This window comes from Microbacterium faecale, from assembly GCF_014640975.1.
In the GTDB taxonomy this organism is placed as follows: Bacteria; Actinomycetota; Actinomycetes; order Actinomycetales; family Microbacteriaceae; genus Microbacterium; species Microbacterium faecale.
On record NZ_BMHO01000001.1, the window covers coordinates 2,610,664 to 2,636,286 of the forward strand.

Genomic DNA, 25,623 nt, shown 5'->3' on the forward strand with positions numbered 1-25,623 from the left:
AACCCCCTTGCGTCTTACGGCACTGTGCGGGTGATGTCCCCCCCTTGTCGCGTGACGCCGCCCGCAGTGAATGTAGCGCGAGACGACGTTCCCCGACAGGAGAGGGCATGCACACGCGCAACCAGCACGACGAGTCCGACACGAGCGCCGACGGGGCGTCTGGCGGATCCGACAAGCAGGTCGCAGGTCTCATCGTCGAACGGCTGCGCGCCTGGGGAACCGAGCGGATCTACGGATACGCTGGCGACGGCAACAACCCGCTGCTCGGTGCTCTTCGCCGCGCGTCCGACGGCCCGGCTTTCATTCAGGCGAAGCACGAAGAGAGCGCCGCGTTCATGGCGGTCGGTGAGGCCAAGTTCACCGGCGGGGTCGGTGTGGTGACCTCGACTCAGGGCCCGGGAGCGGTGCACCTGCTCAATCCGCTCTACGACGCCAAGCTCGACAGCGCCCCCGTCGTCGCTCTCGTCGCGCAGCAGCACCAGAGCGTGCTCGGCTCGGACTATCAGCAGGAGATCGACCTGCAGCACGTGTTCCACGATGTCGCCGCGGTGGACGTCGGGGCAGCTCGTGCCGCGCGAGGAGGATCTGAGCGCGGCGGTGGAGGTCCTCGAATCCGGCGAGCGCATCGCGATCCTCGCCGGTCGCGGGGTTCGCGGTGCCGAAGACGCGGCGCTCCGTCTCGCCGACCACCTCGGCGCTGGCGTCGCAACAAGTCTGCTCGGCAAGCCCTACGTCGATGAAACGCATCCCCTCGCGACGGGAACGATGGGGCACCTCGGCACAACGGCTTCCGCCGGCGTGCTGCAGGGCTGCGACACGCTGCTCATCATCGGTTCCAACGACCCGTGGACGGAGTTCTATCCGCCGCCCGGGCAGGCGCGCGCCGTGCAGATCGACACGGATCCAGCCGTCATCGCGAACCGCTACCCGGTCGAAGTCGGGCTGGCGGGCGACGGCGGGACAGCGATCGACGCCCTCATGAGCCGCCTGCGACCACGGGGCCGGACGCCGTGGCGGGAGGAGGTCGAGCGCCTCGTGCGCAGCTGGCGTGACGTGGCGCGCGAGCGCGCCGAGATCGACGCGCGACCCGTCAACCCGGAGCTCGTCGTGAGGCGTTTCGGCGAGCGGCTCTCAGGCGACACGCGACTCGCGATCGATGTCGGCAGTGCCGTCTACCACTACGTCCGACAGGTGACGCTCCCTCTGACGGCGGATGCGCACCTCTCGAGCACGCTCGCGAGCATGGGGGGGCGGGGTCCCCTACGGGCTCAGCGCGAAGGAATCGGCGAGCGAGCGGCCTGTCGCGGTCGTCGCGGGCGACGGTGCGATGCTGATGCTCGGCAACAGCGACCTCGTCACGGTCGCCGAGCGATGGCGCAACTGGCAGGATCCGCGTTTCGTGGTGCTCGTGCTGCACAACCACGACCTCGCCGAGGTGACGTGGGAGCAGCGCGAGACGGAGGCGCAGCCGCGGTTCGCAGCCTCGGAGGACGTGCCGCGTTTCGACTTCGCCGGCTACGCGGAGCTGCTCGGGCTTCGTGGGATCCGCATCAGAAGCCCGGAGGAGATCGATCCGGCTCTGGAGGAGGCGTTCGCATCGGACAGGCCCGTCGTCGTCGAGGCGATCACGGATCCGGACATGCCGTTGCTGCCGCCGTTCCCGCACGGTCAAGCGAAGCTCGACGCGATGCGCACGGGCCTGGAAGCCGAGGGGGACGCCGGCGCACACGGGTTGCGACTGCTCGACCTCTACGCGCAGATCGAGGACGCCCATGGGTGAGGAGGATCGCCGAGCCGTGTCGCTCGACGATCCTCACCCGCGTCAGACCGCGGGGAACGGCGCCTCGCGCAACAGGCGCGCGAGATGCGCCGCGTTCGATGCGGCTGTCTTCGCGGTCGAGTCGACCGGATCCGGAACCTGCGAGAGGTCCTTGAAATCGTTGCTGCTCATCGCCTCGCCGTTCCAGTACACGCCGCTCTGCGCGGGGATTGTGAACCCCACGTCGGACAGCGCCTGCGCGAGGATGCCGACGATGTGATGCGCGCCGTCCTCGTTGCCGACCACGACCGGAACAGCGATCCGATCGAACAGCGACGGCCTCCCGGCGTCGTCGATTTGCGCCAGTTCGGCGTCAAGCCGTTCGAGCACACGCTGCGCGACGCTCGACGGTTGGCCCAGCCATGTCGGCGTCGCGAACACGAGAACGTCGGCGGCCAGGACGCGCTCGAGGAGCGCGGGCCATTCGTCGCCCGCACCCATGTCGCGCTCCACGCCGGGCTTCAGGTCATGATCGACCACGCGAACGCTGTCGCCGGAGACGCCGTGCGTCGACAGCTGTGCGACGACGAGACCCGCGAGCTGGTCCGTGCTCGACTCGGCCGGCGAAGGCTTCAACGTGCAGTTGAGGACGAGAGCAGTCAGTTCATCAGTCATGACCGCACGTTAGGTCGGGCAGCCGCAGCAGCGAACCCGGTTGTGCTTTGTGAGCCGATGCGTTGGGAGTCCGCAGCCTCAGCGCCGCGGGGAAACGCGGATCCGCGGCGAGGCGCTCGCACCCTGCGTTGCGGCGCACGCCGACACCGGCCCATACAACGTGTCCGCAAGGGAATCAAGGCCCTCGCCCTCTCACGACGTCGCCGCGCACGCTGAGGGCGGACGGCATCAGCCGAACCGAACAGAAGGAGGAGCAGGATATGCCTCAGGCACGTGACATCATGACACCGGCCCCTCAATGCATCGGCGAGGACGACTCGCTCGTCGACGCCGCGGAGCTGCTGGTCAGCCTCGACGTCGGCGCACTGCCGATCTGCGGCGAGGACAACCGACTCAAGGGAATGCTCACGGACCGCGACATCGTCGTGAAGGCGGTCGCCGAAGGAGCTGACCCGGCGCACACGAAGGTGGGACGCCTCGCTGAAGGCAAGCCCGTGACGATCGGCGCCGACGACGACGTGCAGGACGCGCTCGAGACGATGCGTCAGCACCAGGTGCGCCGCCTGCCTGTGATCGACGGGCACGATCTCGTCGGGATCGTCAGCCAGGCGGATGTGGCACTCTCGCTCGCGCCAAGTGACGCGGGTGACACGGTCGCCGAGATCTCGATCTGACGGATGAGCGGTGCTCTCCCGCCTCGAGGCGGGAGAGCACCGCTCATTGGCGCTCCCGTGCCTCGGGGTCAGCCCCGCCCAAGAATCAGATCGGCGGCACGCCATCCCACGGCGATCGTGGGCCCCATCGTGTTGCCGGGTTGCGTCGGCAGAACCGAGGTGTCCGCGATGCGCACGTTGTCGGTGCCGCGCACCTTCAGATCCGGATCGACGACAGCGTCGGAGCCGGGTCCCATTCTGGCGGTTCCCACGCCGTGGAGGATATGCCCGGATGCCCACGCGTGGGCGATCGCGTCCTCGCGACTCGTCACGTCGTCGCCGGGCGCTTCCTCCGCGATCGTGATGTCCGCCAGCGGGCTCTGCGACGCAATGGCGCGCGTGCCGAGCAGAGCGGCATGGATCCCGTCCCTATCGTGCTCGGTGTCGAGATAGTTCGATTCGATGACCGGAGGGTTGTCGGGCAGCGATCCGCTGCTGTGCACCGAGCTCTCGGTTGTGGGATGCAGCAGGTAGGCGCTGGCGCTGAATCCGGGGTGCGTCGCAACCTTCAATCCGGACGCTTCCAGATCCATCGACAGCGGATTGAAGATCGCGATGATATCCGCCGATTCCTTCTCCGGTGCGGTCTTATAGAACGCTCCGATGTCGTAGCCGCCGGTGCCGATCACGCCCTTCCTGCTCCAGAGGAACTTCGCTCCCGTAAGCATTTGGCGCAGTGGCGACGAGAGGCGTTGGTTGTATCCGATGTTCTCGCTGACACTCGCCTGGTAGGCGACTTGGCGCTGCTCGATGGCGTGTTCTCCGACATTCGGGCTGTCGACGACGGTGGGCACGCCGATGCCGTGGAGGATCCGGGGATCGCCGATCCCGGAACGCTCGAGCAGAAGCGGCGTGTCGAGGGCCCCCGCGCACACGATGACTTCCGTCGTCGCCGCGAAGTCGCGCACGACGCCACCGGATCTCGCGCTAACGCCGGTCGCTCGGGTTCCGTCGAACAGGATCCGACTGACGTGCGTGTTCAGCTCGAGCGACAGGTTCTTTCGCTTCAGCGCCGGCGTCAGAAACGCCCGAGCGGCCGTGAGTCGGAACCCGTTCCGCACGGTGTTCGGGATGTAGCCGACGCGCTCGCCATCGGACGCGTTGATGTCGTCGACCCGCGGCAGTCCATATGCTTCTGCTGCCGCGAAGATGCGCTCGTTGAGTTCATCCTTCGGGCGTGACACGTGCAGATCCAGCGGTCCGCCGCTGCCGCGAACGTCGGTCGCACCCAGCTCATGATTCTCGAAGGATCGGAATGCCCCGAGCATGTCGTCCCATCCCCAGCCGGGGTTGCCGTCGGCCTCGAGCTGGTTCCAGAAGTGCTCACCGCCGCGCTCATACTGCAATCCGTTGATCGCCGTCGAGCCGCCGAGGACGCGTCCGCGCTGCCAGATCTCGATGGCGGCGTCCGGCCCCACGGGCTTCGTCTTGTAGGTGAACGAGTGCCGCGTCCCGCCGGAGAGAAAATAGAATCCCTTGGGAATCTTGATCACGGGATCCCAATCGTTGCCGCCGCTCTCTAAGACGAGCACCGACACGTTCGGGTCTTCGCTGAGCCTGCTGGCGACGACGCTTCCTGCGGCCCCAGTCCCGATCACGATGTAGTCGAACTGTTCTTTAGCCATGTCGGCCACCGTACGAGCCGTGGCGGTGGCCACAAGGGCCTGGAATATCGCCCGGCCCGACGCGTACAATCGCGCGTCGACGTTGCTCGCATCGTGGGATCCGATCGGCAGGGGCGCGACGCGCGTGGTGCGGCATTCAGTCGACGAGCCGCGCCCGCCAGGCCCACGCCGCGATCTCGACGCGGTTGCGCGCCCCGAGCTTGACGCTGATGTTGCGGGCGTGCGTCTTGACCGTCGAGAGGGACACGAACAGGTCGGCGGCGATCTCGTCGTTGGTTCGGCCGCGGGCGATCGCAGCGACGATTTCGAGCTCGCGCGCCGAGAGATCGTGGTCGATGGCGGCGGGCGCGGATCCCGCCAGTTCACCGAGCAGCCGCACGGTGATCGAGGGCGACACCAGCGCGTCGCCGTCCGCCGCGGCACGGACAGCTTCGACGAGCAGCCGCGGGCCCGCGTCCTTCAGCAGGAACCCGGAAGCACCGGCCTGCAGCGCGTCGCGCAGGTACTCATCCGTGTCGAAGGTGGTGACCACGACCACACGCGGAGCGTCGCGCAACGCCGTGATGATGCGCGTGGCGTCGAGCCCGTTCATCCCCGGCATCCGGATATCCATCAGCACCACGTCCGGCCTCAGACGTTCCACCGCCGAGACGGCGTCTCCTCCGGACGCAACGGCCCCGAGAATCGAGATATCCCCTTCGGCTTCGCGTACCATCTGGAAGCCAGCGCGGACCATCTCCTGGTCTTCCGCCAGCACGACGCCAATCATGTCGCCTGCTCCAGCGGGAGCGCCGCTCGCACGGTCCAGGAGCCCGGCTCATCCGGCCCGGCGTGCATCGTCCCGCCGAGCGCTGCGACGCGCTCCGCCATCCCCGTGAGGCCGAATCCGGCAGTTCGCGGATCCGATGCCCTCACACGCACACCATCGTTCGTCACCACGATCACCAGCTCCGCATCGATCACTCGCACGGATACGTGCGTGGTGCCTTCCGGCGCGTGTCGCCGGACGTTGGTGAGCGCCTCGCGAACCACGCGGTACGCCGACTCCGCGACCCCTGGTGGCAGCGGATCCGCGAGGTCATCGAGCTGCAGCGTCGCGCGCTCGCCTTCCGGATCGAAGCGTTTCACGAGCGCCGGGATGTCGGAGATCTCGTAGGAAACCGTCAGCGGTGCCGCACGATCGGTCTCGTTACGCATCGCCCCGACCATTCGGCGCATCCCCGCGAGAGCCTCGCTCCCGGCGGATTCGATCGCGGCGAGCCCCTCGGTCGCGCGCGCAGGGTCCGTGCGCGCCACGGCGATCGCTGCCTGCGCCTGGACGACGATCCCCGTGACCTGATGTGCGACGACGTCGTGGAGTTCGCGTGCGAGTTCCATTCGTTCCGCGCGGCGTGCCTCTTCCACCGCCGATTCCCGCCTCTGCGCCCGGTAGCGGCCGACGATCCCCGAAGCGAGAGCAGCTCCCCACACGAGGAGGACGAGGAGGATGGCTGCGGCGTCGAACTCGACACGCAGCAGGACGATGCCCGCGCCGACAGCAAGCGCCGCCGCGCCGACGACGATCGCGCCGCGTGATGAGGCCGCACGGACGCCGGATACGGTGAGGACCACGAGCGCTGCCCCCTCCGTCAGAGCAAGCGTTGGCGGCGGCAGCCACACGGCCACAACGGAGGCAGCGAGAGACACGGCGAAGCCCGCCGCAACGACGACGCTCGTGCGCGCCATTCTCCGGACGAACGCGAGAACGGCGACGATGATCGCGACGAACGCGGTCGCGACGGCGCCCACGACGATGTCGTCGTCGGTGATGGCAGAGACGGCACGGGATCCGATTTCGAAGTCCACCATGAGCAGCGCGCCGAGGACGACGACTTCCGCGGCGGCTCCGAGCGTCCCGCGGCGTCTGTCCCGTCCGTCATGGGCACAGTCTATGAATCACCACTCCTTCCGAACTCGCGGTGCTCCAGAGATCGTCCGAAAGGACGAGCCGGCCCGGCGCGGACCGTTCCTGCGGTCGAAGCGGCGAGCAGCGCCGCCGCGCGAGCATGATGTTCATGCATTCGCTTCCCGATGACCCACGTTCCGTCGCCACAGACACCTCGACGCAATTCGCCGCCCGCGCTCTGGACGTCGTGCGCGAGTATGGCACGGGCGAGAACCGAGTCCGCGCTCTGGACGGCCTCAGCATCGACCTTCCCGCCCGACGGTTCACGGCGGTCATGGGCGCGTCCGGCTCCGGCAAGTCGACGTTCCTGCACTGTCTGGCCGGACTCGACCAGGCGACGTCCGGGCAGGTCCTGCTCGGAGACACCGATCTCGGCAGGCTCGACGACACGACGCTCACGGCGACGCGACGAGACAGGATCGGATTCGTCTTCCAAGACGGTAACCTCCTCCCCCACCTCACCGCCGGTGAGAACGTCGATCTCGCCGCATCGCTCGCGGGCCGACGAGCCGACCGTGCGTGGCGTTCCGAGCTCGTCGACCGACTCGGCATCGCCGACCGGCTCCGCCACCTTCCGGCCGAGCTCTCGGGCGGTCAGCGGCAACGCGTCGCCGTTGCCCGCGCGCTCCTCACCCGCCCCGATCTCATCGTCGCGGACGAGCCGACAGGTGCGCTCGACAGCGAATCGGGCAGCGCTCTCCTGCGCCTCCTGAGGGCGTGCGTGGATGAGTTCGGACAGACCGTCGTCATGGTCACGCACGATCCGGCGGCCGCTGCCGTCGCAGACGAGGTCGTGTTCATGAAGGACGGAAGAGCAGCGGGCAATCTCCACAGACCCACGCGCGAGAGCGTGCTGGCGCGCGTCGGTGCCCTCGCGGCGCGTCAGGGGTGGCCGCATGATCCTCGCCAGGATCGCCGCACGCAGCGTTCGACGCCGCCCCGGTCAGGCGCTGCTGATCGGCATCGCCGTCGTGATTGCGACCGCATTCGCCGCGACGGCCCTCACCCTCGCCCTCAACGCGCGCGTCGCGCTCGTCGGCTTCGGAATGAGCACACCGGAGACAGTCGATGCTGTCGTGATCCCGCCCCGCGATCTCGATGGGGCACAGGTCCGCGACACCGCGGACGACATCCGTGCTCTCCCCGACGCGGGCGAGGTCGTCGTCGAATACCTGGGAGACATCGAGGTCGAGGCTCACGGCACCACCGCCACGTGGAAACTCACCAGCGATCCGGGATCCGGACCGCTGAGCGCCGTGTCGGAGATCACCGCCGGTTCCGCGCCCGGGGCCGGGGAACTCTTCGTTGGACCGCGGACGGCGGCGCGATCGGGCGTGGCCGTCGGCGATGTGCTCGCGGTCGGGGCGCTCACACTCACCGTGGGCGGCATCGGCCCGATCAACGAGTTCGGGCAGGACGTCGCCCTCAGCAAGGAATGAAAAGTACACCCCGGTTTGACCACTCAGCCTAGCCGCCCGGTTCAAGGAGCGGCTCAACTATTACCTATGGGTGGTCTTCATGTCGCGTATCTCTTCAGTAGTCGTCATAGACACGGCCGGGGGTAACCAGAACATCGCAAGGTATCGCTCGAGCGCGCGGGTGTCTCCTTCGATCTCTAGTTCTTGCGCCTCGATCGCCTCAGTGAGGTCACGTCCGCCGTAAAGCACCGATGCGAGCACGACTGGATCCGTATTCACCGTAGCGTCAGGTTCAGTGGCATCTCCTGGCTCGATCGAAAATTGACCATCATCAACTTTTGCCCAGAATCGCTGGTCACCGAGCTTCAACACGATACTCAATCGTTCGCCTGCTGCGGCTTCTGGTTGGAACATCGTACGTTGCGAGAGCACTGCCGACGTCACGCTCAGTCCGTGTTTCCGATCGAAGAACGGGGAGCTTGCCGCCCAGCGTCCTAGCTCGATAATCATTGGCTCCAGTGCAGCGCCCCACTCGGTCAGCTCGTATACCCACGCGTCTGCCGGGGGTGCCAACCTCCGTCGCTGCAGCACACCGGCCGATTCCAGCTCTGTCAAACGTTGGGAAAGCACGTTCGGGCTGATACCCGGCAAATCATCCCGAAGTCGGGAGAAGCGCTTGGGCCCAAGGAGAAGCTCGCGCACCACCAGCAATGCCCACCGTTCACCCACGATGTTGAGACCTTGGGCCATCCCGCAGGAGTCCTCGTACTGCCGTCGCGTCGCCATACACTCATAATACGACAGCAATCCTAAAAACAATCTATTTGGTTGTTATTTAGGACTACTGGATGTTAGTGTCGTTCTACCTTTCGGTACAGCATGAGGAGGCCCAGCGTGAATGGTGCGACAGCACAGCAAGTTCGGCACGATAGTGCGCGAGGCATCGTTCTCTTGCACGCATCCGTTTCTTTGGATGGGTTCATCGCCGGACCGGAGCATGAACAGGAATGGATCTTTGAGCTGTCCGAACCTAGCCCTGCCATGGACGAGGTGATGGAGACAACAGGGGCGTTCCTCGGCGGCCGTCACACTTACGATGTTGGCGTTCGTGATGATCGACCGGCGTTCGAGGGCGCCTGGAGCGGCCCCCAGTTCGTGCTCACCCACAATCCCCCGGCGGACGCACCGACATCGATCACGTTCCTCAACACCGACATCATCGATGCCGTCGCCCAGGCACTCGCGGCAGCCGATGGAAAGAATCTGGCTATTACCGGAGCGAACGTCGCCCGACAGTGCCTGGAGGCAGGCCTCATCGACGAGATTTTCGTGCATGTCCTCCCGGTGCTGCTCGGCGACGGGGTGCGTCTTTTCGAACAGCGAAGCAACGGTCGCATCAACATCGAGCAGATCAGCAGCACGCCTCGCGGACGCACAACTGAGCTGCGATACCGAGTGAACAACTAACCCTGGCGGCCAAGTCCTCCGCAAGATCTTTTACCACGTAACGCGCGGACAGGATCCAAAATGACAAGCAGTACTGCCACAATCACTCTCAGCCTCCCCATCACTGACCGCGCCCGGGCAATGGCGTTCTACCGTGATGCCTTCGCCTTCCACCTCGTCGGCACTCTCGAGGAGGACGGCATACCCGAACCATTGCAGTTTCGTCTTGATAGCCAGACGCTACTCGCGCTTATTCCTGCCGATGGTCTTGGCTGGGTCCTCGGCGATCGACCACTCGCCCCACCCGGGGTCAGCGAATGCCTACTGGGCATGACACTCGCCACCGAAGCCGAGGTAAACAACCTCGTCGAGCGTGTCCGACACGCAGGCAGTGACGTGATCACCGCACCGAGAACCGAGTTCTGGGGTTACACGGCACTCTGCCTCGACCCCGACGGTCACGCCTGGCAACTCACAGCTTCCCCCACAACGTGACGACGACGACCCGCGATCATCCGCAACTCCACCACCTTCGGAGCGCAAGTTTGACTCGAACCTAAAGACACAGAAAGGCGGCCGAATATGCCAACCTTCATCACCATCGGATACGGGGATCAAGCCGGGTACGACAGAACGGACCCAACAGTTCGAGACCGAGCACATGCACACGACAAACAGCTAGCCAAAGACGGAGCACGAATCGGGCGCGCAGGGCAGTCAGTACAGGCCCGAAACCCTGAAGGGCGAGGTGTTCAACGAGAATATGGCACCTTCATGAGCTCCGAGTTGCCGGTCGCAGGCTTCATGCTCATCGAGGCAAACAACCTCGATCACGCCATTGAGCTGGTCGCAGACACTCCCTGTGCGATCGCGTACGGCGTCGTGGAGGTCTGGCAACTCAAGGATTAGCCCAGCCTTGTTACCCACTGAAAGATCCTCAACCAGCGAGACGACGGGTGGGGTCTTGCAGACCCCTCGGTGCCGTTGACCCAGAGCTACACGGAAGCAGGCTCGCTTTACGGGTGCAATAGTGATCTCGTGTGCTTCAGCAAGGAATGGAAAGTACACCCCGGCTTAGGTCACGATTCTATCCAACGCGAACGTGCGAGGAAGTTTGCTCTGGCTCGACCGCTGGGCCGCGCAACGCAGCCCAGCCTCCTAAGTTCCGGTTCCCTCTTTAGTGGAACGGAAAGCACATATGATTTCTGTCGACGCTAGTATTACTATCAACGATAGGAGGGAGATGGAAACCATGGGACTCGTGATTGCCGCACTTGCAGGACTCGCGATCGCCGCTATTGGCGTTCTTTACCTTGTACGGCCACGCATGATGGCAACAGTTTTCGGGCTGCCCGCACTGCCGCACGAGGACGCGACACCGTGGCTCCGCCTCAAAGGCATCCGCGACCTCACAACCGGCGTCGTAGCTGGCGTCCTCCTTCTACTGGCGCCTCCGACCGTGATTGGATGGATCCTGCTCGCCTTCGCAATCATCCCAGTCGGGGACGCGGCGATCGTGCTGGCCGCACGCGGCGACACCAAGGCCGCATGGGGTATACACGGAACGACAGCAGCGATCATGACCGTCGGCGCAATCCTTCTGATCAACGCATGACTTCGCCCGAACGGAGCGCCAGTGGCAAGCAGCGCCGCTTCCTCGCGCGCCGCCGCCAGATCCTCGACACCGCCCTCCAGATTGCCGAAGAGGAGAGCTGGCATGCCGTCACCACCCGACGCCTAGCCGACGCGATCGACTACAGTCAGCCAGTCATCTATCAGCACTTCAAGAACCGCGACGAGTTGATCCGCACCATCGCCATCGAGGGATTCGTCACCCTAACTCACCGCATCAACTCGGTCTCACAGTCGGCGAGCGCCACCCCGCTGGAGGATCTGGCCCGGGCGTACATCGACTTTGGCACAGCACACCCCCGCCTCTACGAGGCAATGTTCACCCACCCCACCGAGCTGCCGTTCGCCCAGCCCCAGACTCCGCCAGAGCTGCAGAAAGCTTTCGACGCACTGGCAAGCGTGATCGCTCGCGAGGCTCCAGGCGTGGCCGAAGCCAGCGCCGAACTGTTCTGGGCATGCAGCCACGGCCTCGTAACGCTGCTTGACGCCGGACGCATCCCTCCGGACAGGCTAGACCACCACATTCACCGTGTCGCTGAGATCGTACGCCTCGACAGTTCGTCGTAAGAAGCACCGTGACCGTCCGAACTGCGCGGCCGGGTGTAGTGGAACGCCCCGTTCGTCGCGCACTCGACCCGTCACCTCACCGAGGCCCGACCCCTATAGCTGCACGCCCTGAGACGGTCACCTCTCACACACCCCATATTTGAGATGCATGACCGCCGGCCCCTCAGCAACCCGAATAAGTTCCATTGCGACGGGCCCGTCACCGAGGTTCGAGAACAGTCGGCGTCCCCTGCCGAGGAACCCCGGAACGAGGTGCAGCTGCAGCTCGTGCAACGCTACCGAGCGCAGTCCCTGCCGGATTGCGCCGCCCCCGTGCAGCCCGACGGCTTTCCCGTTCGCCTCCGGCACGGCGCGCGCAAGCGCAGCGCCCATGCGGTCGACGAACTGAAAGGCGGTTCCCTCGCGCACGTCATCCTCGCGCAGGCGGCTCGTCATCACGAAGATGGGCATCTCGAACGGCGGGTGCTCGCCCCACAGGGCCTCGGCGTGGTCGTAGCTGTCACGACCCATGATCATCGCGCCGGTGCGCTCGAATTCGGGGGCCAGGACCTCGTCGACTGTGAGCTGCGCCCGATCCGCGACGTCTTGCGCGAACCATTCATGTAGTCGCTCGCCGCCGCGCCCCATCGGGAGCTCGGGGCTTGCGTCTACACCTGTGTAGAAGCCATCCAGCGAGATGCTGAGGCGGGTGGGGCAGCTACAGGCCCCTCAAGGCGTTGAACTGAAGCTACACGGAAAAGGATCGCGTTTACGGGTGCAACAGCCATCTCACGAACTGCAACTAACCCGGCAGCCCCGTTTGACCTTAACTTAGGTTGAGGTGCTTGACTACTGCTATTCGGGAACGTTCGAAAGATCTGAAAGGCCTATGCAATGGATTCTGTGTCACCCACTACGTCCGCTGGCGCTCTGCCCCGATCAGCCCGCGGCTCACCATCACGGCTAATTTTACCCGTGGTCTTGATTGGTGTCGCGTTAGTGGCGATGTCGATCTCAGGCACCGCGATTGCACTGCCGAACATCGGTCAAGATCTTTCTGTGTCGGGCTCTCCATTGAACTGGGTAGTTGCGGGTTATAATCTCGCGTTCGCTGCGATCACACTCGTTGCCGGCGCAGCAGCAGATCGCGTAGGCAGGCGCCGGATTTTTATCATCTCAGCGGCCGTGTTTTCGGCGGGATTCATCCTGACGGCATCGTCACAGTCGATTCTGATCCTCGACGCGGCGCGCATCATTTCGGGCGTCGGCGGCGCGGGAGTTATGGCGTCTGGTGGCGCACTACTCGCATCGAACTACGAGGGTGCCGCCAGAAATCGAGCCTTCGCTTTCATGGGAACTATGGCGGGCGTTGGTATCGCCATCGGTCCGACGATCGTCGGCGCTCTGATATCTGCGACAGGTTGGCGTGGAAGTTTTGTCGCGTTCGCGGTTGTCGGAGTCCTGGTCGTGTGTGGTGCGAGTCGTCTAAATGAATCGCGCGCTGACGAAGGCCGCGCCGACTGGGTCGGTAGTGTGCTCTTTGTTATCGTGCTGAGCGCGTTCATGCTCGTACTCCTCGAAGGTCCTGAACTCGGCTGGGGTCATCCGCTGGTTTGGGGATCACTCGCTGTCGGCACGGCCGCATTCATCGCTTTCTCGTTCGTGCAGCGACACAGTGCAGCACCGATTCTGGCTCCTGAACTTGTAGGGCACCGTGCGTTCATGGGGTGGTGTCTGGCAACACTCACTACCTCGATTGGCTTTCTCGGCGCGCTGGTGTTCTTGCCGACATACCTCCAGACTGCTGCCGGGAGCACGCCTGTCAAAGCAGGCCTGACGATGCTGTTGCTGACCGCTCCCGTGCTTGTCGCTCCGATCGTCGCTGTAACGCTGGTCAATCGCGGCGTCTCGGCGCGACTTCTCATTCTTGTTGCGCTGACGCTGGTAGTCACTGGCAACTTCGGCTTACTGCTCCTTGGCCCAGAAAACACAACTGCGCTCGTCGCAGCACCCCTGCTGCTCATCGGGATTGGCATGGGTACGTCGTTTGGCATCACAGATGGACAGGCGATGTCGTTGGTTCCAGCGCGGTTAGTAGGCACAGCAGCCGGGTTCCTTAACACCCTTCGAGGTGCTGCTGAAGCTCTAGTTATCGCGGTCTTCAGCGCGTTACTCTTTGGATTCCTCGCAAGTCAACTTACCGATTCTGGTCACGCATCAGAGGTTGCCGCCGGTAACCTCGGTTCCCGCAACGGCTCGGACTCTCAGGTCGAGGTCGAGGCATTCACTACCGCCTGGCACCTGACACAAACTGTGATCGGTGCCGTTTGTCTAGTCCTGTCAATCGTCGTTGCTGTCCTTCTATTCGGACGCACTCGGCGACATCTTACATAAGATCGCAGGAGCAATGTTTAAAATCACTGATGATTCCGACTCGCCCGCCAGTCTTCACATCGATCCATCAACGCCACTAACCGTTGGCGAAGTCATCCGGCGAACCGGAGTACCAGCCTCCGCACTGCACTTCTACGAACGCAAAGGTCTCATCCTAAGTTCGCGAAACTCGTCGAACCAGCGAGTCTACGAACGCCACATGCTTCGTCGAATTTCCTTGATTCTCGTCGCAAAGCGGCTGGGTATACCGCTCGCTGATGTTGCAGAGATCTTCCAGCAGCTCCCATCCAAGCACGCTCCGACTCACAAGAATTGGCAGAGTGTCTCCCGGATTTGGAAGCGTCAGCTCGAAGCCCGTCGCCGTCAGCTCGAATCTTTGGAACGTGAACTCACCGGATGCATTGGATGCGGCTGTCTTTCAATGAAAGCGTGCCTACTTCTCAATCCCGATGATGCTCTACAACCATTAGGTCCCGGTCCCGTAAGAATCCGAGATGAGCACGACTCTCATGGAACCGCGTTCCCGTAGGACTGCTAGTGACAGGAAATGCTGTGGGGGCTTCGAAGAGGGGCCGGTTCAGCTTGCATGAGTCGGGGTTCTTTCCGCTGATTGCTCGCACCAGCACGATCCATCGTCCAATCGCACAAGTAATGTATAACTGTGCGAAGATCTTCGTTGTACGCGACGGCTCCGCCATCCTATTCGGAGAATTCGGAGAACGCCCCATCTCGCTCGGGGACGTCGTGACGCTGGGAGTGAACGTGCTCTGCGGCAGCGAACCCGAGTGACGCATCATGTTCACGACGATCTATGTCGACACGGGCTTCTCGGTCGACTAGTTTTTCTGGCGACACGCCGCATTTCTTGCGGACCAGTTCGATGAGGAAGGATGGTCGGACAGCTCTATTCCGAGTTCACCCAGATCCTCCACCCAGGGAGGATGGCACAGGGACGTTGATGAACTGGCTGGACGAACCGCTCGCCCTCAGCGTCGATGTCAAGTTATACGGCTCTTGGGACATCCGGTAGGGGTCATGGGGTGAGTCCGCTGGCGGCGAGGAGCATGCGGAGTCGATAGTTGTCTCGGTTGCGGAACCCGCGGGCGAGGCGGCGGTGGAGTTCGATGATCCCGTTGATGGCCTCGGTGCCGCCGTTGTTCGCTCGCTTGGTGGTGAAGTACGCGAGGAATGCGTCCTTCCAGCGTTTCAAGGTCCGGCCGAGCCTGGCGATCTCCGGGATCGGGCACGACGAGAACGACGCGACGACCTTCTCCGCGATCCTGCGTCCCGCGGTGAGATCTTCCTGCCGATACGCGGACCGCAGCTGCTGAGCGCACTGCCAGGCGATGAACACCTCCTCGTGCGCGGGGTCGGCCTCGATCGCACGCGCGAGGCGGGCGTGCTGCTTCTCGGTGAGGCGTTCGCGTCCGGCACGGAGGGCGGTCTGGATGCCATAGAGCGGGTCGCCCTTCCGGCCGCAATGCCCGAGAGTCTCCTGCTGGACGCGCCGCCGCACCTCGTCGACCGCGGCAGTGCCGAGCTTCACGACGTGGAACGCGTCGAGCACCGCGGTCGCGTCATCGAGGTGGTCATCGATCGCGGTCTTGTAGCCCGCGAACGGGTCGAGCGCGGCGACCTCGACGCTGTCGCGAAACGCCGGGCTGCGGTCCTTCAGCCAGCCCGCGTAGGCCTTCCCTGACCGGCCGGGGACGAGATCGAGCAGCCGCGCATGCGTGACGCCGTCCGCATCACGAGTGAGATCGACCATCCCGGTCAGCTCCTTCGGGCCGCGCCTGCGTGGGTCGACGTGATGCCAGACGTGTTCATCGACGCCGAGGGTTCTCACTCCGGCGAAGCGGCCCTCGTCGCCGACGATGTCCTCGAGGACCGGGCGGAGCGCACGCCAGAGCGTCTTCCACGATGTTCCGATCTGTCGGGCGAGGCCGCGGACGGTTGCGTGTTCGCGGCGAAGCTGTCCGATCGCCCACGAGATCGCGCGGCGGGTGATCGATCCGCGGCGCGCGACGAGAGCGGGCACGTCCTCGACGAACACGCGGCGCGCGCACCCCGGCTCCTCGCATCGCCACACACGTTGCCGCCACCGCAACTCGACCCGGACGTCGCCGGGAACGTCGCGCAGCACACGAACGCGACGCCCGCGCCCCACCGCGATCACGCCGCAATCCGGGCATCCCGTCAGTCCCGGCGATGTCGACACCGTGATCGTCATCACGTTCTCGCCACGGTCAACGCGTTCGACATGGACGCTGTCGATTCCGAGCACAGATCGCATCGTCCGCACGGGGCGGTGGGCTTGGGAGCGTTCGGGCGCGCGGAAGTATCGTGAGACACGTCGAGGTCCTCGTGATCGATCAGAGAGTTAGCGCTTCTGATCCTCGGGGACCTCGACCCCTACCCGGCGGACCCCACTCCGCGCGCGTCGCCCCTACCGGATGCCCCAAGAGCCACTATAGTGTGCGCATATTCAGCCTCAATTCTGAACTACCTTTTGCAGGCCATCCACCCTGGGAACTGCGCGAGCCTGGCTAGATGCAGGGGGCGTTCCGGCAACTCCAAATCTGGTGATTCAGGAGTGCAGCGCGGGGCTAGTACCCATCCGCATCGAAGGCGACGTACTCTACTTCTCAGCGCCTCCTCGATTGCGCTCCGGCCCCGTCGATTCAGAGATGCTAGAAACCCTGATTGAGATTCTCGGGATCGAACATGAGCAGGTCCTGGAAGCGGAGTGGCTTGACAACTGGCCTGGCTGGGTGGGCCTTCTACTCGATCACGCTGACACTGTATTGAAGCTGCACCCCGATACGTCAAAGCATACAGGCCGCTGGGATATCGGAGTTATCGGTGCCCATAACCCCGAGTCGGCGACGTTACTAGAGTTGCGAGCGTTCTTCACCGATGTTGTTGAACCGCTGCGAGAAGATCCAGTGACCGGCAGTTTGAGCGCCGCAGCCGCCGAATGGCTTATCGGCACCGGCAACTTTAACGCGCCTTACGTCGCCGCGCAGGGCACCACGATGGGAAGGCATGGACGCATCCATGTCACTGAAAGTCACCGTAAAGTCTGAGTCGGCGGGCGAACAGAGGTCGTTCTCTCTGGCTCCGTCAACCATTAGCATCTCGTACACGACCTGCAGCGTTTATTTTGTGTTGTAGTTATCGTGCGTGCCTCATCCACGAGGAGGACGCCGCGGCGCTCGGCGACGCGATGATGACGGCGCGGATCCTGGCGACCGGCGATATCGACGTCGATGCCGTCGCCGCGCTCGTCGACGACGACGCCACCGTGCTTGCCGGCGACGAGGCGCGCGCCGCAGAGGTGCGCACCGTCACCGATTCGAGCGTCGGAGTGTTCGGGGCGCTGGTGGTATTCGTCGGCCTCGCCGTGATCTCCGCGCTCGTGATCGTCGGATCGACCTTCCGGATCCTGCTCGGACGTCGCGCCGCCGAGCTCGCCCTCCTGCGCACCGTCGGTGCCACGAGCGTTCAGGTCCGTCGCCTGGTGCTGTCCGAGGCGGCGGCGATCGGTCTGATCGGCGGAGTGGTCGGAGCGGCGATCGGGTTCGCCGGATCGGCAGCGCTCGTCGAGATCGCCCGGAGCGCCGGACTCGTCGACGCCCCGTTCGTTTCGTCCCCGATCGGCCTCGCCGCGAGCATCGCCCTCGCGATCCTCGGATCCGTCGTCGCGGCACTGCCCGCGGCCCGTGAAGCCAGCCGCGCCTCGCCTGTGCAGTCACTGACGAACGCGCGGTCGTCGGAATCTCGGCCTGTTCGCCTCGGTGCGCGCCTGGCCCTCGCGGGAGTCCTGTCGTTCACCGCCATCGCCGCGGCCGCCGGCGGTACGCTCATCGCGCGCACCGACGAGTTCATGGGGCTCGGTCTCGCCGCGCTCAGCGGGATCCTCCTCTTCGTCGCACTCGTCGCCGTGGGTCCGTTCCTGATCCGATCGGCGGCGCGCCTGCTGCGGCCCGCAGCCGTTCGCTCGGCGCCGATCCGTCTCACGCTTGCGAACGCCCGCCGCGCCTCGCGCCGCACGGCGTCCATGACGACGGTCCTGACGCTCGGCGTCGGCCTCACGGCCGCGCTGACCGTCGGTGTGGCGGGGGCGACCGAAGATGCCCGGCTCGATCTCGAGCGAAACTTCCCCACGGAGGCGCTCATCCTGACGTCGGACGTGTCCGATCCGGAGTCATTCGCACAGGAACTGGCCGCACATCCGGCGATTGAGGCGCGCGTCGGCGAGACGGAAATCCTCATCGACCCGGCCGTCGGGTCGAGTCTCGAGTCGCTGCGCACCGCCGTGCAGGACGCCGTCGACGTCGGCACCGTCGTCTACTGGGCGTCGGACGTGCGTGAGGGGATCGAGCAGGTGATCCTGATTGGGCAGGTCGTCGGCTCGTCGATGATCGGCGTCACCCTGTTCGTCGCGCTCATCGGCGTGCTCGTCACGCTGGCGCTGTCCGTGGCGGAGCGACGCCAGGAACTCGCGCTCCTCCGCGCTCTCGGCCTCAGCCGATCCGCACCCCGCCGGTCGGTCGCAGCCGAGGCCGCGCTCGCCGCGCTCGTGGGCGCCGTGCTCGGCACCCTGGTCGGCGTGGTCTACGGTCTGCTCGCCCTGCGAGTGCTCGGGATGGCCGCCGGTCCCCCGCCGATCATCGCACTCGCGGCGCTTGTTGTCGGCGTCGTCGTGGCCGCGCTGCTCGCAGCGACTATTCCCATGCGGACCGCGAGTCGTGTGCCGCCGGCGATCGGCCTGGCGGCGCGGTGATCGCCGGTTTCGCCAACAAGGGCAGTGCGGACATGTCATACGTCCGCAGGATCCGCCGCACGTGGGTGTGGAAGCTGGGCCGGGTGAGCATGTCGAGCATAAAGCCGCGCGCGCTGCCGGGGACGCGGACGTAGTTCACGAACGCATAAGGAACTGCCGCCTCGTCGACGGGCTGAAGCAGGGTGGTGTTGTCGACGCCCAACTTGTCGGGGAACCAGCCCGCTACCTGATCGAACGCTTCGATCGCCACGGCGGGGCGTTGCGCGGCGAAGTGGTTGAACAGGAAGCTCGCCCGGCGGGTGCGGTCGGTGTCTCCGATTCGTCGGCTGTTCCGGGCTGGCATGACGAAGTCGGGGGCAAGGCCTCGCACGCTCGCTTCGGCCCGATGCAGTGCATCCAAAGTGCGAGTTCGGATGAGCATGAGCACGTCGTAGCGAGGGATATCGGGCAACGGCGGAATGAGCTCGGTCTCATACGCGGTTGCCGTGACCACTCCCTCGCGGCCCTCGGCTGCCGCGGCAAATTCGCGGCAGCGTTCGACCATCCTCTGCCGCTTGGCACTGCGCCTCACGAACGGCAGCCTCCTCGGGGGGTCGACGCACCAGCCGGCGTACAGAAAGAGATCCGTGCTCGGCTCACCGAAGACCGGCCGGTCGTCGTGCCGCACCATGTCTGGTTTCATCGGCTGCTCCTCTCGTGCGACCGGCTCCTGGCGCGATCTCAGGCGATGGCACGACTAAAACTAAGCGATTGCTCTATTATTGTCAACGGAAGCTCATCCGCGACACCGAGGAAAACAGCCGATGGACACGTTGCCGCAGGGCACGCCCGCACGTCGACGACCGGGCCGTCCCCGGAAAGCCGACTCCGGCGACACCAAGGCGGAGATCACCCGGGCCGCGGTGCGACTGTTCGCGCGGCACGGCTTCACGGGAACTTCGACCCGCGCGATCGCCCGAGAGGTGGGCCTCAGCGAGAGCGCGCTCTACGCTCACTTCACGAGCAAACAGGCCCTCTTCGAAGCCACTCTCGCCAGATTCGGACCACAAGGCTCGACGGATTCACACACCGCCATCGCCTCCATGCTCGCCGAAACCGATCCCCCGCGGTTCCTCGCGAAAATGGTCAGCGATTTTCTTGAGCACTGGGACCGCGAGGAGGCGCGACTCCTAATCAGCCTCGTGACCCGCGACGGGCTGATGCACAGCGACGCGCTCCGCACGGCCCTGGTCGGCATGCGCGCATATGTCACCAGCCTCTTCGACGACTGGCTCGCTGCCGGATGGCTACCCGCACATCTCGGGCCGGCCGAACGGCTCGCGTTCTCCTTCACTGGCCCGATCGGGCTTGCTCGCGTGATGCACCTCCACGCGGATGCGACCCCGGAGGAGCGGACGCAGGCACGCGCCGACGTCCTGCAGCACGTCGAACTCTTCACTAGCGTTACGTTCAACGCGGACCACAAGGAGTAGTTCATGAAGACCACGCCACGGCGCAGTTCCCCGGACTCGATGGAACCTGAGCTCTCGGCGGGGGTGATTCGCACCGTACTCGCCATTCTGGGAACGATAGCCACTGGCACTGGCCTTCTGGTCGCCCTGCGCGGCACCGCCAGCATTCCCGGTGGCGCTCCGACCGTGGCGAGCAATGACAGCGCGCTGCGCTTCTATGCGGTCTGGTGGGCCGCCCAAGGCCCGGCCGCTTGGCGTCTGGCCCGCGACCCTGACCTCGACGAACGCCGACTCAGGGCCGTCTGCGCGACGATGTTCCTCGGCGGCTTCGCCCGTCTGGCCGCCATGCGCACCAGCGGCCGACCCCATCGGCTCTTTGAAGCCCTGACGGTCAGCGAACTGCTCCTGCCACCGGTGCTGATTGCCGTTCGACGGAGGATGGCGGCGCGCCGCCGCTGACGTTCAGTAGGGACACAATGGGAGCCGTGGCGACCGGTCCCGATGACGCGAAGCCCGGGCACGATGCCGATCCTGTGAGGGCGACTTGTCGACCCGCTACGCTGATGCCGTGCGAACCGGACGAGAAGGCGCAGCGGCACACTCGCACCGAGCGCGCCCCGGTCTGCTCCTCGCTACCTGGATCGTCTTGCTGGCGCTGTTCGCGGCGCTGGCCCCGATCGCGCAGGCTGCGCTGCGTATCCCCTTCGAGCTGATCTCGTTCGTGATGCTCGCTCCGGCGTTCGCGAGCCTCGTGGTGGTCGTTCGACCGTCGTGGATGCCACCGTGGTGGTCGCCGGTGCGAGCGTTGCGCGTCGCGGCAGCGACAGTCGCCGCGTGCGTCGCGGTGATCGTGTTCATCGTGACGCTGGCCGCACTCACCGACCGAGTTCCCTCGTGGGATGCGCCGGGGATCGCGTCCCCGCTCTGGGCGTTCCTCCCGCTCCAAGCGCTCGGCGTCCTGAGCGAGGAACTCGGCTGGCGCGGCGTCGTGCAGCGCGCCGGCGAGCGCCTCGCTCCGCCGATCGTCGTCGCCACGATCGCGGGCTTCCTCTTCGGCGCGACGCACCTCGGTTACTGGTCTCTGGGGCCGATCCCGCTCCTGACGTTCGCGGTCACCGCGACGCTCATGAGTCTCGCCATCTTCACGCTGTTCGACGGATCCGTCTGGCAGCGCATGCTGCCCGCAGTCGTGATTCATCTCGGCGTGAACCTCGGCATCGCGAGCCTCGCCGCGCCCGACGAGCCGCTCGCCACCACCCTCCCCGCTCTCGTCGCCGCCATGGCGATGCTCGCGGTGGCGGTGATCGTGAGGGCCCTCGCCCCCTGGCGTCGACGGATGTCGGCGCGAGCGATGGACGGGTCTCCGCGCGACCCCTCCTCACCTGCGTAGCAGAGGCCACGGCCGCGCCTCGCTTTTCTCTTGGAGGGCGCCCTCCTTCAGCTCAGAAAAATCCGCATCAACCCGCGCCGGTTCACCACAAGTGCACCTACCGTGGAGTGATGGCACGACGAGCGGCCGCGGCGACCATCGCGGTTTCGTGCTGCCTCGCGGTGGCCGGGTGCAGCACTCCGCCGCCACGCGAGGATCCTCCGGAGATGGCGGATCCCGAACCTGACGCGATTCGCATGGCGGCCGTCGGCGATTCGATCACCGATGGCGACAGTCGAGACTTCGCGGGCGGCGTTCCGGGGCCGCAATCGTGGGTCAGTTACGCGGTCGGACCGGAGGTGGACTTCGTCGGCGGCTGGGCCGAATGGGGTGCCTCGGCGGAGGCGATGGCGCAGGGCGTGACGGGGCCGTTCGACGCGGACGTGCTTGTCATCCTCGCGGGGACGAACGATGCGGCATGGACGCCGCACGAAGAGGTCGGCAGGCACCTTGCCGACATCACCGAAACCGCGGAGATCGACGAGGTCGTGCTCTCGTCGATTCCCCCCAATGCCTTCTCTCTTGGCGGCGCCGCCGAGCTGAATTCCTCCCTCGAAGACCTCGCGCACCAGCAGGACTGGGTATGGGTGGATTCCGCGGCCGACCTCCGCGACGGCGACGGATACGCGGACGAGATGAGCTACGACGGGATCCATCCCACCGAAGCGGGCGCGCGCGTGATTGGGGAGGCGATCGGCGAGGCCGTGCGTGATTCCGCCGCGTCCCGGAACGCCGACTGACCCGGTCATTCGTCGTGTTCACAGGTCCAGAACGAGACGCCCTCCGCGGCAACGGGAGACGCAGATCATCATCGTGTCACCGAACTCTCGTTCGAGGTCGCTCAGCACCGCATCACGATGTTCAGGCTCCCCCTCGAAGACGACGGTCTCGCAGGTGCCGCAGGTGCCCTCCTCGCAGGACGACTCGATTTCCACACCGGCCTCGCGAACGACGGAAAGGATCGAACGCCCCGCCGGAACCGGCAGCACCTCCCCTGTTGTGTCGAGTTCGACCTCGAACTCCACGTCCGACTCCGTGACCTCGATCGGTGTGAATCGCTCGACACGCACTCCGTCGTATGCGCGCTCCCGTGCATGCTCGACAGCGGCATCGAGCATACGCGTCGGACCGCAGCAGTACACCGCCGTCGCGTCGTCGCATCGGCCTAGCAGCTCGACCAGATCCAGTCGACGCCCCTCGTCTGACGGGTACAGTCGCACCCGATCACCGTATGCATCCGCGAGATCGGCGGCGAACGGCATCGAACGCTGTGAGCCGCCGCAGTACGCGAGTTCCCACTCCCGCCCCTGCGCTTGGGCCACCGCGATCATCGGCAGGATCGGCGTGATGCCGATGCCGCCGGCGATGAACACGTATCTCTCGGCGTCATCCAGGGCGAAGTGGTTGCGCGGCACACTGATCTGCACGCCATCGCCTGCGCGCAGGCGATCGTGAATGAGGGCGGAGCCGCCGCGTCCATCCGCCTCGCGTCGCACGGCGATCTCGTATGACGACAGGTCAGTCGGATCCCCGCAGAGGGAGAACTGCCGAAGCAGATCCCCGGGCAGGGCCACGTCGATGTGCGCGCCCGGCTCCCACGCGGGGAGCGGATCGCCGCTCGCGCACTGCAATCGGACGCGTACCGCGTCGTCCGCGATCGACTCCTTGCACTCGACCACGACGTCGATCCGGTCTGCGCTCATCGTGACGCCCCTTCCGTGGCTGTGTCGTCGTGTGCGGCCCCGACAAGCGGGAAATGACACGCGACCGTACGAGCGTCTCCGTTCGTCTCGGACACGGGGCCAAGCTCCGGCTCCTCGACCGCGCATCGCGGCTGCGCCATCGGACAACGCGTGCGGAAGCGGCATCCGCTCGGCGGGTCGAGCGGCGACGGCAGTTCTCCCGAGAGACGCGTGTCTCTGATCGGCGCGCGAGGATCCGGATCCGGCACGGAATCGACCAGCGCTCGCGTATACGGATGCGCGGGCGCGCGATAGACCTCATCGGCGTCACCCATCTCGACGATCCGTCCGAGATACATCACGGCGACGCGGTCGCTGACGTTGCGGACCACGGAGAGATCGTGCGCGATGAACAGCATCGCGAGATTGCGGGTGCTGCGCATGTCCTCGAGCACGTTGAGCACCTGCGCCTGGACGGAGACATCGAGCGCGGACACCGGTTCATCACAGATGAGCAGCTCGGGCTCGAGCACCATCGCGCGAGCGATCGCGATGCGCTGGCACTGTCCACCCGAAAATTCTCCGGGCCGCCGCTCGCCCATGCGCTCCGGGTCGAGACCGACCTCGCGCATCACCTGCTCCACGCGCCGGCGCGTCTCGGCCACGGAGACCCCGCGAATCGCGAGGCCCTCGGCGATGACATCCTTGACCCGGCGGCGCGGATTCAGCGCAGAGATCGGATCCTGGAAGATCATCTGCATGCGACGCAGCACCTTCCGCATGCGGCGCGGTGAGGCTCCGACCGTCTCCTCGCCATCAAACCTCACGGAGCCCGCGGTCGGACCGGGCAAGTGCACCAGTGAACGCGCGAGCGTCGACTTGCCGCACCCCGACTCCCCCACGAGTCCAAGGGTCTCTCCGCGCCGGACGTCGAAGCTCACGTCGGCGACAGCGGACACGACGCCACCGGGCACCTTGAAGCTTTGGCGCAACTGCTCGACTTCCAGCAGCGGACGTTCTGCTGTCGGTGTCATGACCGCGTTCACTCCGTTCGTCCTTCGGGATCGCCAGCACTCGTCACGGGCAGGAAACACGCGTACTCGTGCTCAGTCGCGGCTCCCACCACAAGGGACGGGACCTGCTCGTGGCAGCGATCCATCACGGCCGGGCAACGCGGCGCGAACCGGCAGCCCGCCATTTCCGCGGACGGGTCCGGTGGGACGCCGGGGATCGCGCGCAGACGGCTGTGCCGGGGCTGATTCATCCGCGGTACCGCCTCAAGCAGCGCCCTCGTGTACGGATGCTGATGGCGTGCGAACAGCGTCGGCGTGGTCGCACGCTCCATGACGCGGCCGCCGTACATCACGATCAGCTCGTCGGTGCGACCGGCGAGAACGCCGATGTCGTGACTGACCATGATCATGGCCATGTTCCGCTCCCGCTGGATCTCTTGGAGCAGGTCGAGGATCTGCTTCTGCACGGTCACGTCCAGCGCAGTGGTCGCCTCGTCTGCGATCAGCAGGTCAGGGTCGCACGCGAGGGCGACGGCAATCGTCACACGCTGCCGCATCCCGCCCGACAGCTGGTGCGGGTATTGACGCAAGCGCTTCTTCGCCTCCGGGATGCCCACGAGCTCGAGGAGTTCGAGTGCACGGGCCGTCGCGTCAGCTCGGCTCATTCCAAGACGCCGACGCGGAGCCTCCGTCATCTGTCGCGCGATCGGCACGACGGGGTTGAGAGCGGTCATCGGATCCTGGAACACCATCGCGATGTCGCGTCCGAGATGACGACGCAGCTCCTCGTGCGACAGCGACAGGAGATCGTCCCCACCGAACCGCACGCTGCCGCCCCGGATCGCGTCACGCGGCGTGAGGCCCATGATGCTGCGCACCAGCATGCTCTTGCCGGATCCCGACTCGCCGGCGATGCCGACCGTTTGACCGCGGTGCACCTGGAAGCTCACGCCGTCGACGGCCTTCGCGAGACCGCGAGACGTCGGCAGGTGGCAGGTCAGGTCTCGGACATCAAGGACGGGCTCAGCATCGCTGGCTGGCAGCACGGCATCGGTGACGGTGCTGTCGGAGACAGAACGGGTGAAACGGCGCATCCGACGCACCTCCTT

General features: G+C 65.5%; 26 protein-coding genes and 4 pseudogenes. 19 read left to right on the forward strand and 11 right to left on the reverse strand.

What is annotated here, in order from left to right; genetic code table 11:
- The first annotated feature begins 107 nt into the window (after nucleotides 1-107).
- The 3 genes and pseudogenes from IEW87_RS15080 (at nucleotide 108) to IEW87_RS15090 (ending at nucleotide 1,780) form a co-directional block, all read left to right on the forward strand.
- Complete coding sequence (locus IEW87_RS15080; protein WP_229731142.1) at nucleotides 108-740, forward strand: thiamine pyrophosphate-binding protein; 633 nt, start codon at nucleotides 108-110, stop codon at nucleotides 738-740.
- A pseudogene (locus IEW87_RS15085) lies at nucleotides 631-918 on the forward strand (thiamine pyrophosphate-requiring protein); the annotation flags it as partial. The gene IEW87_RS15080 and the pseudogene IEW87_RS15085, both read left to right, overlap by 110 nt.
- 295 nt (nucleotides 919-1,213) lie before the next feature.
- Nucleotides 1,214-1,780, forward strand: a complete 567-nt coding sequence (locus tag IEW87_RS15090) for a thiamine pyrophosphate-dependent enzyme (RefSeq protein ID WP_229731143.1) — start codon at nucleotides 1,214-1,216, stop codon at nucleotides 1,778-1,780.
- Between the two features lie 42 nt (nucleotides 1,781-1,822).
- On the opposite strand, the gene IEW87_RS12500 is transcribed toward IEW87_RS15090, so the two are convergent.
- Nucleotides 1,823-2,434, reverse strand: a complete 612-nt coding sequence (locus IEW87_RS12500) for a flavodoxin family protein (protein WP_188712509.1) — start codon at nucleotides 2,432-2,434, stop codon at nucleotides 1,823-1,825.
- Nucleotides 2,435-2,694: 260 nt separating this feature from the next.
- On the opposite strand from IEW87_RS12500, the gene IEW87_RS12505 reads away from it, so the two are divergent.
- The gene (locus IEW87_RS12505; protein ID WP_188712510.1) at nucleotides 2,695-3,108 is read left to right on the forward strand and encodes a CBS domain-containing protein; all 414 of its coding nucleotides are present in this window, start codon (nucleotides 2,695-2,697) and stop codon (nucleotides 3,106-3,108) included.
- Between the two features lie 68 nt (nucleotides 3,109-3,176).
- Here IEW87_RS12505 and IEW87_RS12510 read toward each other — a convergent pair whose 3' ends face one another.
- The 3 genes from IEW87_RS12510 to IEW87_RS12520 form a co-directional block, all read right to left on the reverse strand.
- Nucleotides 3,177-4,772: a GMC family oxidoreductase gene (locus tag IEW87_RS12510; protein ID WP_188712511.1), complete on the reverse strand. Its 1,596-nt coding sequence runs from the start codon at nucleotides 4,770-4,772 to the stop codon at nucleotides 3,177-3,179.
- Nucleotides 4,773-4,908: 136 nt separating this feature from the next.
- Nucleotides 4,909-5,541 (reverse strand): response regulator, encoded by a 633-nt coding sequence (locus IEW87_RS12515; protein WP_188712512.1) that lies wholly within the window; start codon nucleotides 5,539-5,541, stop codon nucleotides 4,909-4,911.
- Complete coding sequence (locus IEW87_RS12520; protein WP_188712513.1) at nucleotides 5,538-6,620, reverse strand: sensor histidine kinase; 1,083 nt, start codon at nucleotides 6,618-6,620, stop codon at nucleotides 5,538-5,540. Before IEW87_RS12520 ends, IEW87_RS12515 begins: the two co-directional genes overlap by 4 nt.
- 371 nt (nucleotides 6,621-6,991) lie before the next feature.
- Here IEW87_RS12520 and IEW87_RS15095 point away from each other — a divergent pair.
- Together IEW87_RS15095 and IEW87_RS15100 are read left to right on the forward strand one after the other, a co-directional pair.
- A pseudogene (locus IEW87_RS15095) lies at nucleotides 6,992-7,324 on the forward strand (ABC transporter ATP-binding protein); the annotation flags it as partial.
- Between the two features lie 289 nt (nucleotides 7,325-7,613).
- Nucleotides 7,614-8,156 (forward strand): hypothetical protein, encoded by a 543-nt coding sequence (locus IEW87_RS15100; RefSeq protein WP_229731144.1) that lies wholly within the window; start codon nucleotides 7,614-7,616, stop codon nucleotides 8,154-8,156.
- Nucleotides 8,157-8,216: 60 nt separating this feature from the next.
- Here the strand turns inward: IEW87_RS15100 and IEW87_RS12530 are convergent, their stop codons facing one another.
- Nucleotides 8,217-8,921 (reverse strand): winged helix-turn-helix transcriptional regulator, encoded by a 705-nt coding sequence (locus IEW87_RS12530; protein ID WP_188712514.1) that lies wholly within the window; start codon nucleotides 8,919-8,921, stop codon nucleotides 8,217-8,219.
- 108 nt (nucleotides 8,922-9,029) lie between these two features.
- On the opposite strand from IEW87_RS12530, the gene IEW87_RS12535 reads away from it, so the two are divergent.
- From IEW87_RS12535 to IEW87_RS12555, 5 genes are all read left to right on the forward strand, one after another.
- The gene (locus IEW87_RS12535) at nucleotides 9,030-9,602 is read left to right on the forward strand and encodes a dihydrofolate reductase family protein (protein WP_229731145.1); all 573 of its coding nucleotides are present in this window, start codon (nucleotides 9,030-9,032) and stop codon (nucleotides 9,600-9,602) included.
- A gap of 60 nt (nucleotides 9,603-9,662) precedes the next feature.
- Nucleotides 9,663-10,076 (forward strand): VOC family protein, encoded by a 414-nt coding sequence (locus IEW87_RS12540; RefSeq protein WP_188712516.1) that lies wholly within the window; start codon nucleotides 9,663-9,665, stop codon nucleotides 10,074-10,076.
- A 279-nt stretch (nucleotides 10,077-10,355) separates the two neighbouring features.
- Nucleotides 10,356-10,490 (forward strand): YciI family protein, encoded by a 135-nt coding sequence (locus tag IEW87_RS15155; protein ID WP_268234602.1) that lies wholly within the window; start codon nucleotides 10,356-10,358, stop codon nucleotides 10,488-10,490.
- 289 nt (nucleotides 10,491-10,779) lie between these two features.
- Entirely contained in the window at nucleotides 10,780-11,196 is a 417-nt protein-coding gene (locus IEW87_RS12550; RefSeq protein ID WP_229731146.1) for a DUF4267 domain-containing protein, read from the forward strand.
- Nucleotides 11,193-11,780, forward strand: a complete 588-nt coding sequence (locus IEW87_RS12555) for a TetR/AcrR family transcriptional regulator (protein ID WP_188712518.1) — start codon at nucleotides 11,193-11,195, stop codon at nucleotides 11,778-11,780. The genes IEW87_RS12550 and IEW87_RS12555 overlap by 4 nt, the downstream gene beginning before the upstream one ends.
- A gap of 117 nt (nucleotides 11,781-11,897) precedes the next feature.
- On the opposite strand, the gene IEW87_RS12560 is transcribed toward IEW87_RS12555, so the two are convergent.
- Nucleotides 11,898-12,407: a dihydrofolate reductase family protein gene (locus IEW87_RS12560; protein ID WP_229731147.1), complete on the reverse strand. Its 510-nt coding sequence runs from the start codon at nucleotides 12,405-12,407 to the stop codon at nucleotides 11,898-11,900.
- Nucleotides 12,408-12,734: 327 nt separating this feature from the next.
- Between IEW87_RS12560 and IEW87_RS12565 the strand changes: the two genes are divergently transcribed.
- Entirely contained in the window at nucleotides 12,735-14,153 is a 1,419-nt protein-coding gene (locus IEW87_RS12565) for an MFS transporter (protein ID WP_229731148.1), read from the forward strand.
- 13 nt (nucleotides 14,154-14,166) lie between these two features.
- The gene (soxR, locus tag IEW87_RS12570) at nucleotides 14,167-14,682 is read left to right on the forward strand and encodes a redox-sensitive transcriptional activator SoxR (RefSeq protein WP_188712520.1); all 516 of its coding nucleotides are present in this window, start codon (nucleotides 14,167-14,169) and stop codon (nucleotides 14,680-14,682) included.
- A 504-nt stretch (nucleotides 14,683-15,186) separates the two neighbouring features.
- Here the strand turns inward: soxR and IEW87_RS12575 are convergent.
- Nucleotides 15,187-16,505, reverse strand: a pseudogene (locus IEW87_RS12575) (ISL3 family transposase).
- 167 nt (nucleotides 16,506-16,672) lie between these two features.
- Between IEW87_RS12575 and IEW87_RS12580 the strand changes: the two are divergent.
- Nucleotides 16,673-17,239: pseudogene (locus IEW87_RS12580) on the forward strand (PhzF family phenazine biosynthesis protein); the annotation flags it as partial.
- A gap of 77 nt (nucleotides 17,240-17,316) precedes the next feature.
- Nucleotides 17,317-18,939: an FtsX-like permease family protein gene (locus IEW87_RS12585; protein ID WP_188712522.1), complete on the forward strand. Its 1,623-nt coding sequence runs from the start codon at nucleotides 17,317-17,319 to the stop codon at nucleotides 18,937-18,939.
- Here the strand turns inward: IEW87_RS12585 and IEW87_RS12590 are convergent.
- Entirely contained in the window at nucleotides 18,881-19,609 is a 729-nt protein-coding gene (locus IEW87_RS12590; protein ID WP_188712523.1) for a hypothetical protein, read from the reverse strand. The genes IEW87_RS12585 and IEW87_RS12590 overlap by 59 nt on opposite strands.
- Before the next feature lie 133 nt (nucleotides 19,610-19,742).
- Here IEW87_RS12590 and IEW87_RS12595 point away from each other — a divergent pair, with 133 nt between their 5' ends.
- The 4 genes from IEW87_RS12595 to IEW87_RS12610 all read left to right on the forward strand — a co-directional run bounded on the left by IEW87_RS12595 (nucleotide 19,743) and on the right by IEW87_RS12610 (nucleotide 22,559).
- Nucleotides 19,743-20,411: a TetR/AcrR family transcriptional regulator gene (locus tag IEW87_RS12595; protein ID WP_188712524.1), complete on the forward strand. Its 669-nt coding sequence runs from the start codon at nucleotides 19,743-19,745 to the stop codon at nucleotides 20,409-20,411.
- A gap of 3 nt (nucleotides 20,412-20,414) precedes the next feature.
- A complete protein-coding gene (locus IEW87_RS12600; RefSeq protein ID WP_188712525.1) occupies nucleotides 20,415-20,849 on the forward strand; it encodes a DUF4345 domain-containing protein in 435 nt (144 codons plus the stop codon).
- A 109-nt stretch (nucleotides 20,850-20,958) separates the two neighbouring features.
- Nucleotides 20,959-21,780, forward strand: coding sequence for a CPBP family intramembrane glutamic endopeptidase (locus IEW87_RS12605; RefSeq protein ID WP_188712526.1), 822 nt, complete (start codon nucleotides 20,959-20,961; stop codon nucleotides 21,778-21,780).
- Nucleotides 21,781-21,890: 110 nt separating this feature from the next.
- Complete coding sequence (locus IEW87_RS12610) at nucleotides 21,891-22,559, forward strand: SGNH/GDSL hydrolase family protein (protein ID WP_188712527.1); 669 nt, start codon at nucleotides 21,891-21,893, stop codon at nucleotides 22,557-22,559.
- An 18-nt stretch (nucleotides 22,560-22,577) separates the two neighbouring features.
- Here IEW87_RS12610 and IEW87_RS12615 read toward each other — a convergent pair whose 3' ends face one another.
- Genes IEW87_RS12615 through IEW87_RS12625 form a run of 3 tightly spaced genes read right to left on the reverse strand, consistent with a single transcriptional unit; the run spans nucleotide 22,578 to nucleotide 25,608 of the window.
- Nucleotides 22,578-23,522 carry a PDR/VanB family oxidoreductase gene (locus IEW87_RS12615; protein ID WP_188712528.1) on the reverse strand — a complete coding sequence of 315 codons (945 nt, stop codon included), beginning with the start codon at nucleotides 23,520-23,522 and terminating at the stop codon, nucleotides 22,578-22,580.
- Nucleotides 23,519-24,535: an ABC transporter ATP-binding protein gene (locus tag IEW87_RS12620; RefSeq protein ID WP_188712529.1), complete on the reverse strand. Its 1,017-nt coding sequence runs from the start codon at nucleotides 24,533-24,535 to the stop codon at nucleotides 23,519-23,521. Before IEW87_RS12620 ends, IEW87_RS12615 begins: the two co-directional genes overlap by 4 nt.
- 8 nt (nucleotides 24,536-24,543) lie before the next feature.
- On the reverse strand, nucleotides 24,544-25,608 hold the full coding sequence (locus tag IEW87_RS12625; protein WP_229731149.1) for an ABC transporter ATP-binding protein: 1,065 nt from the start codon (nucleotides 25,606-25,608) through the stop codon (nucleotides 24,544-24,546).
- Between the last annotated feature and the right edge of the window lie 15 nt (nucleotides 25,609-25,623).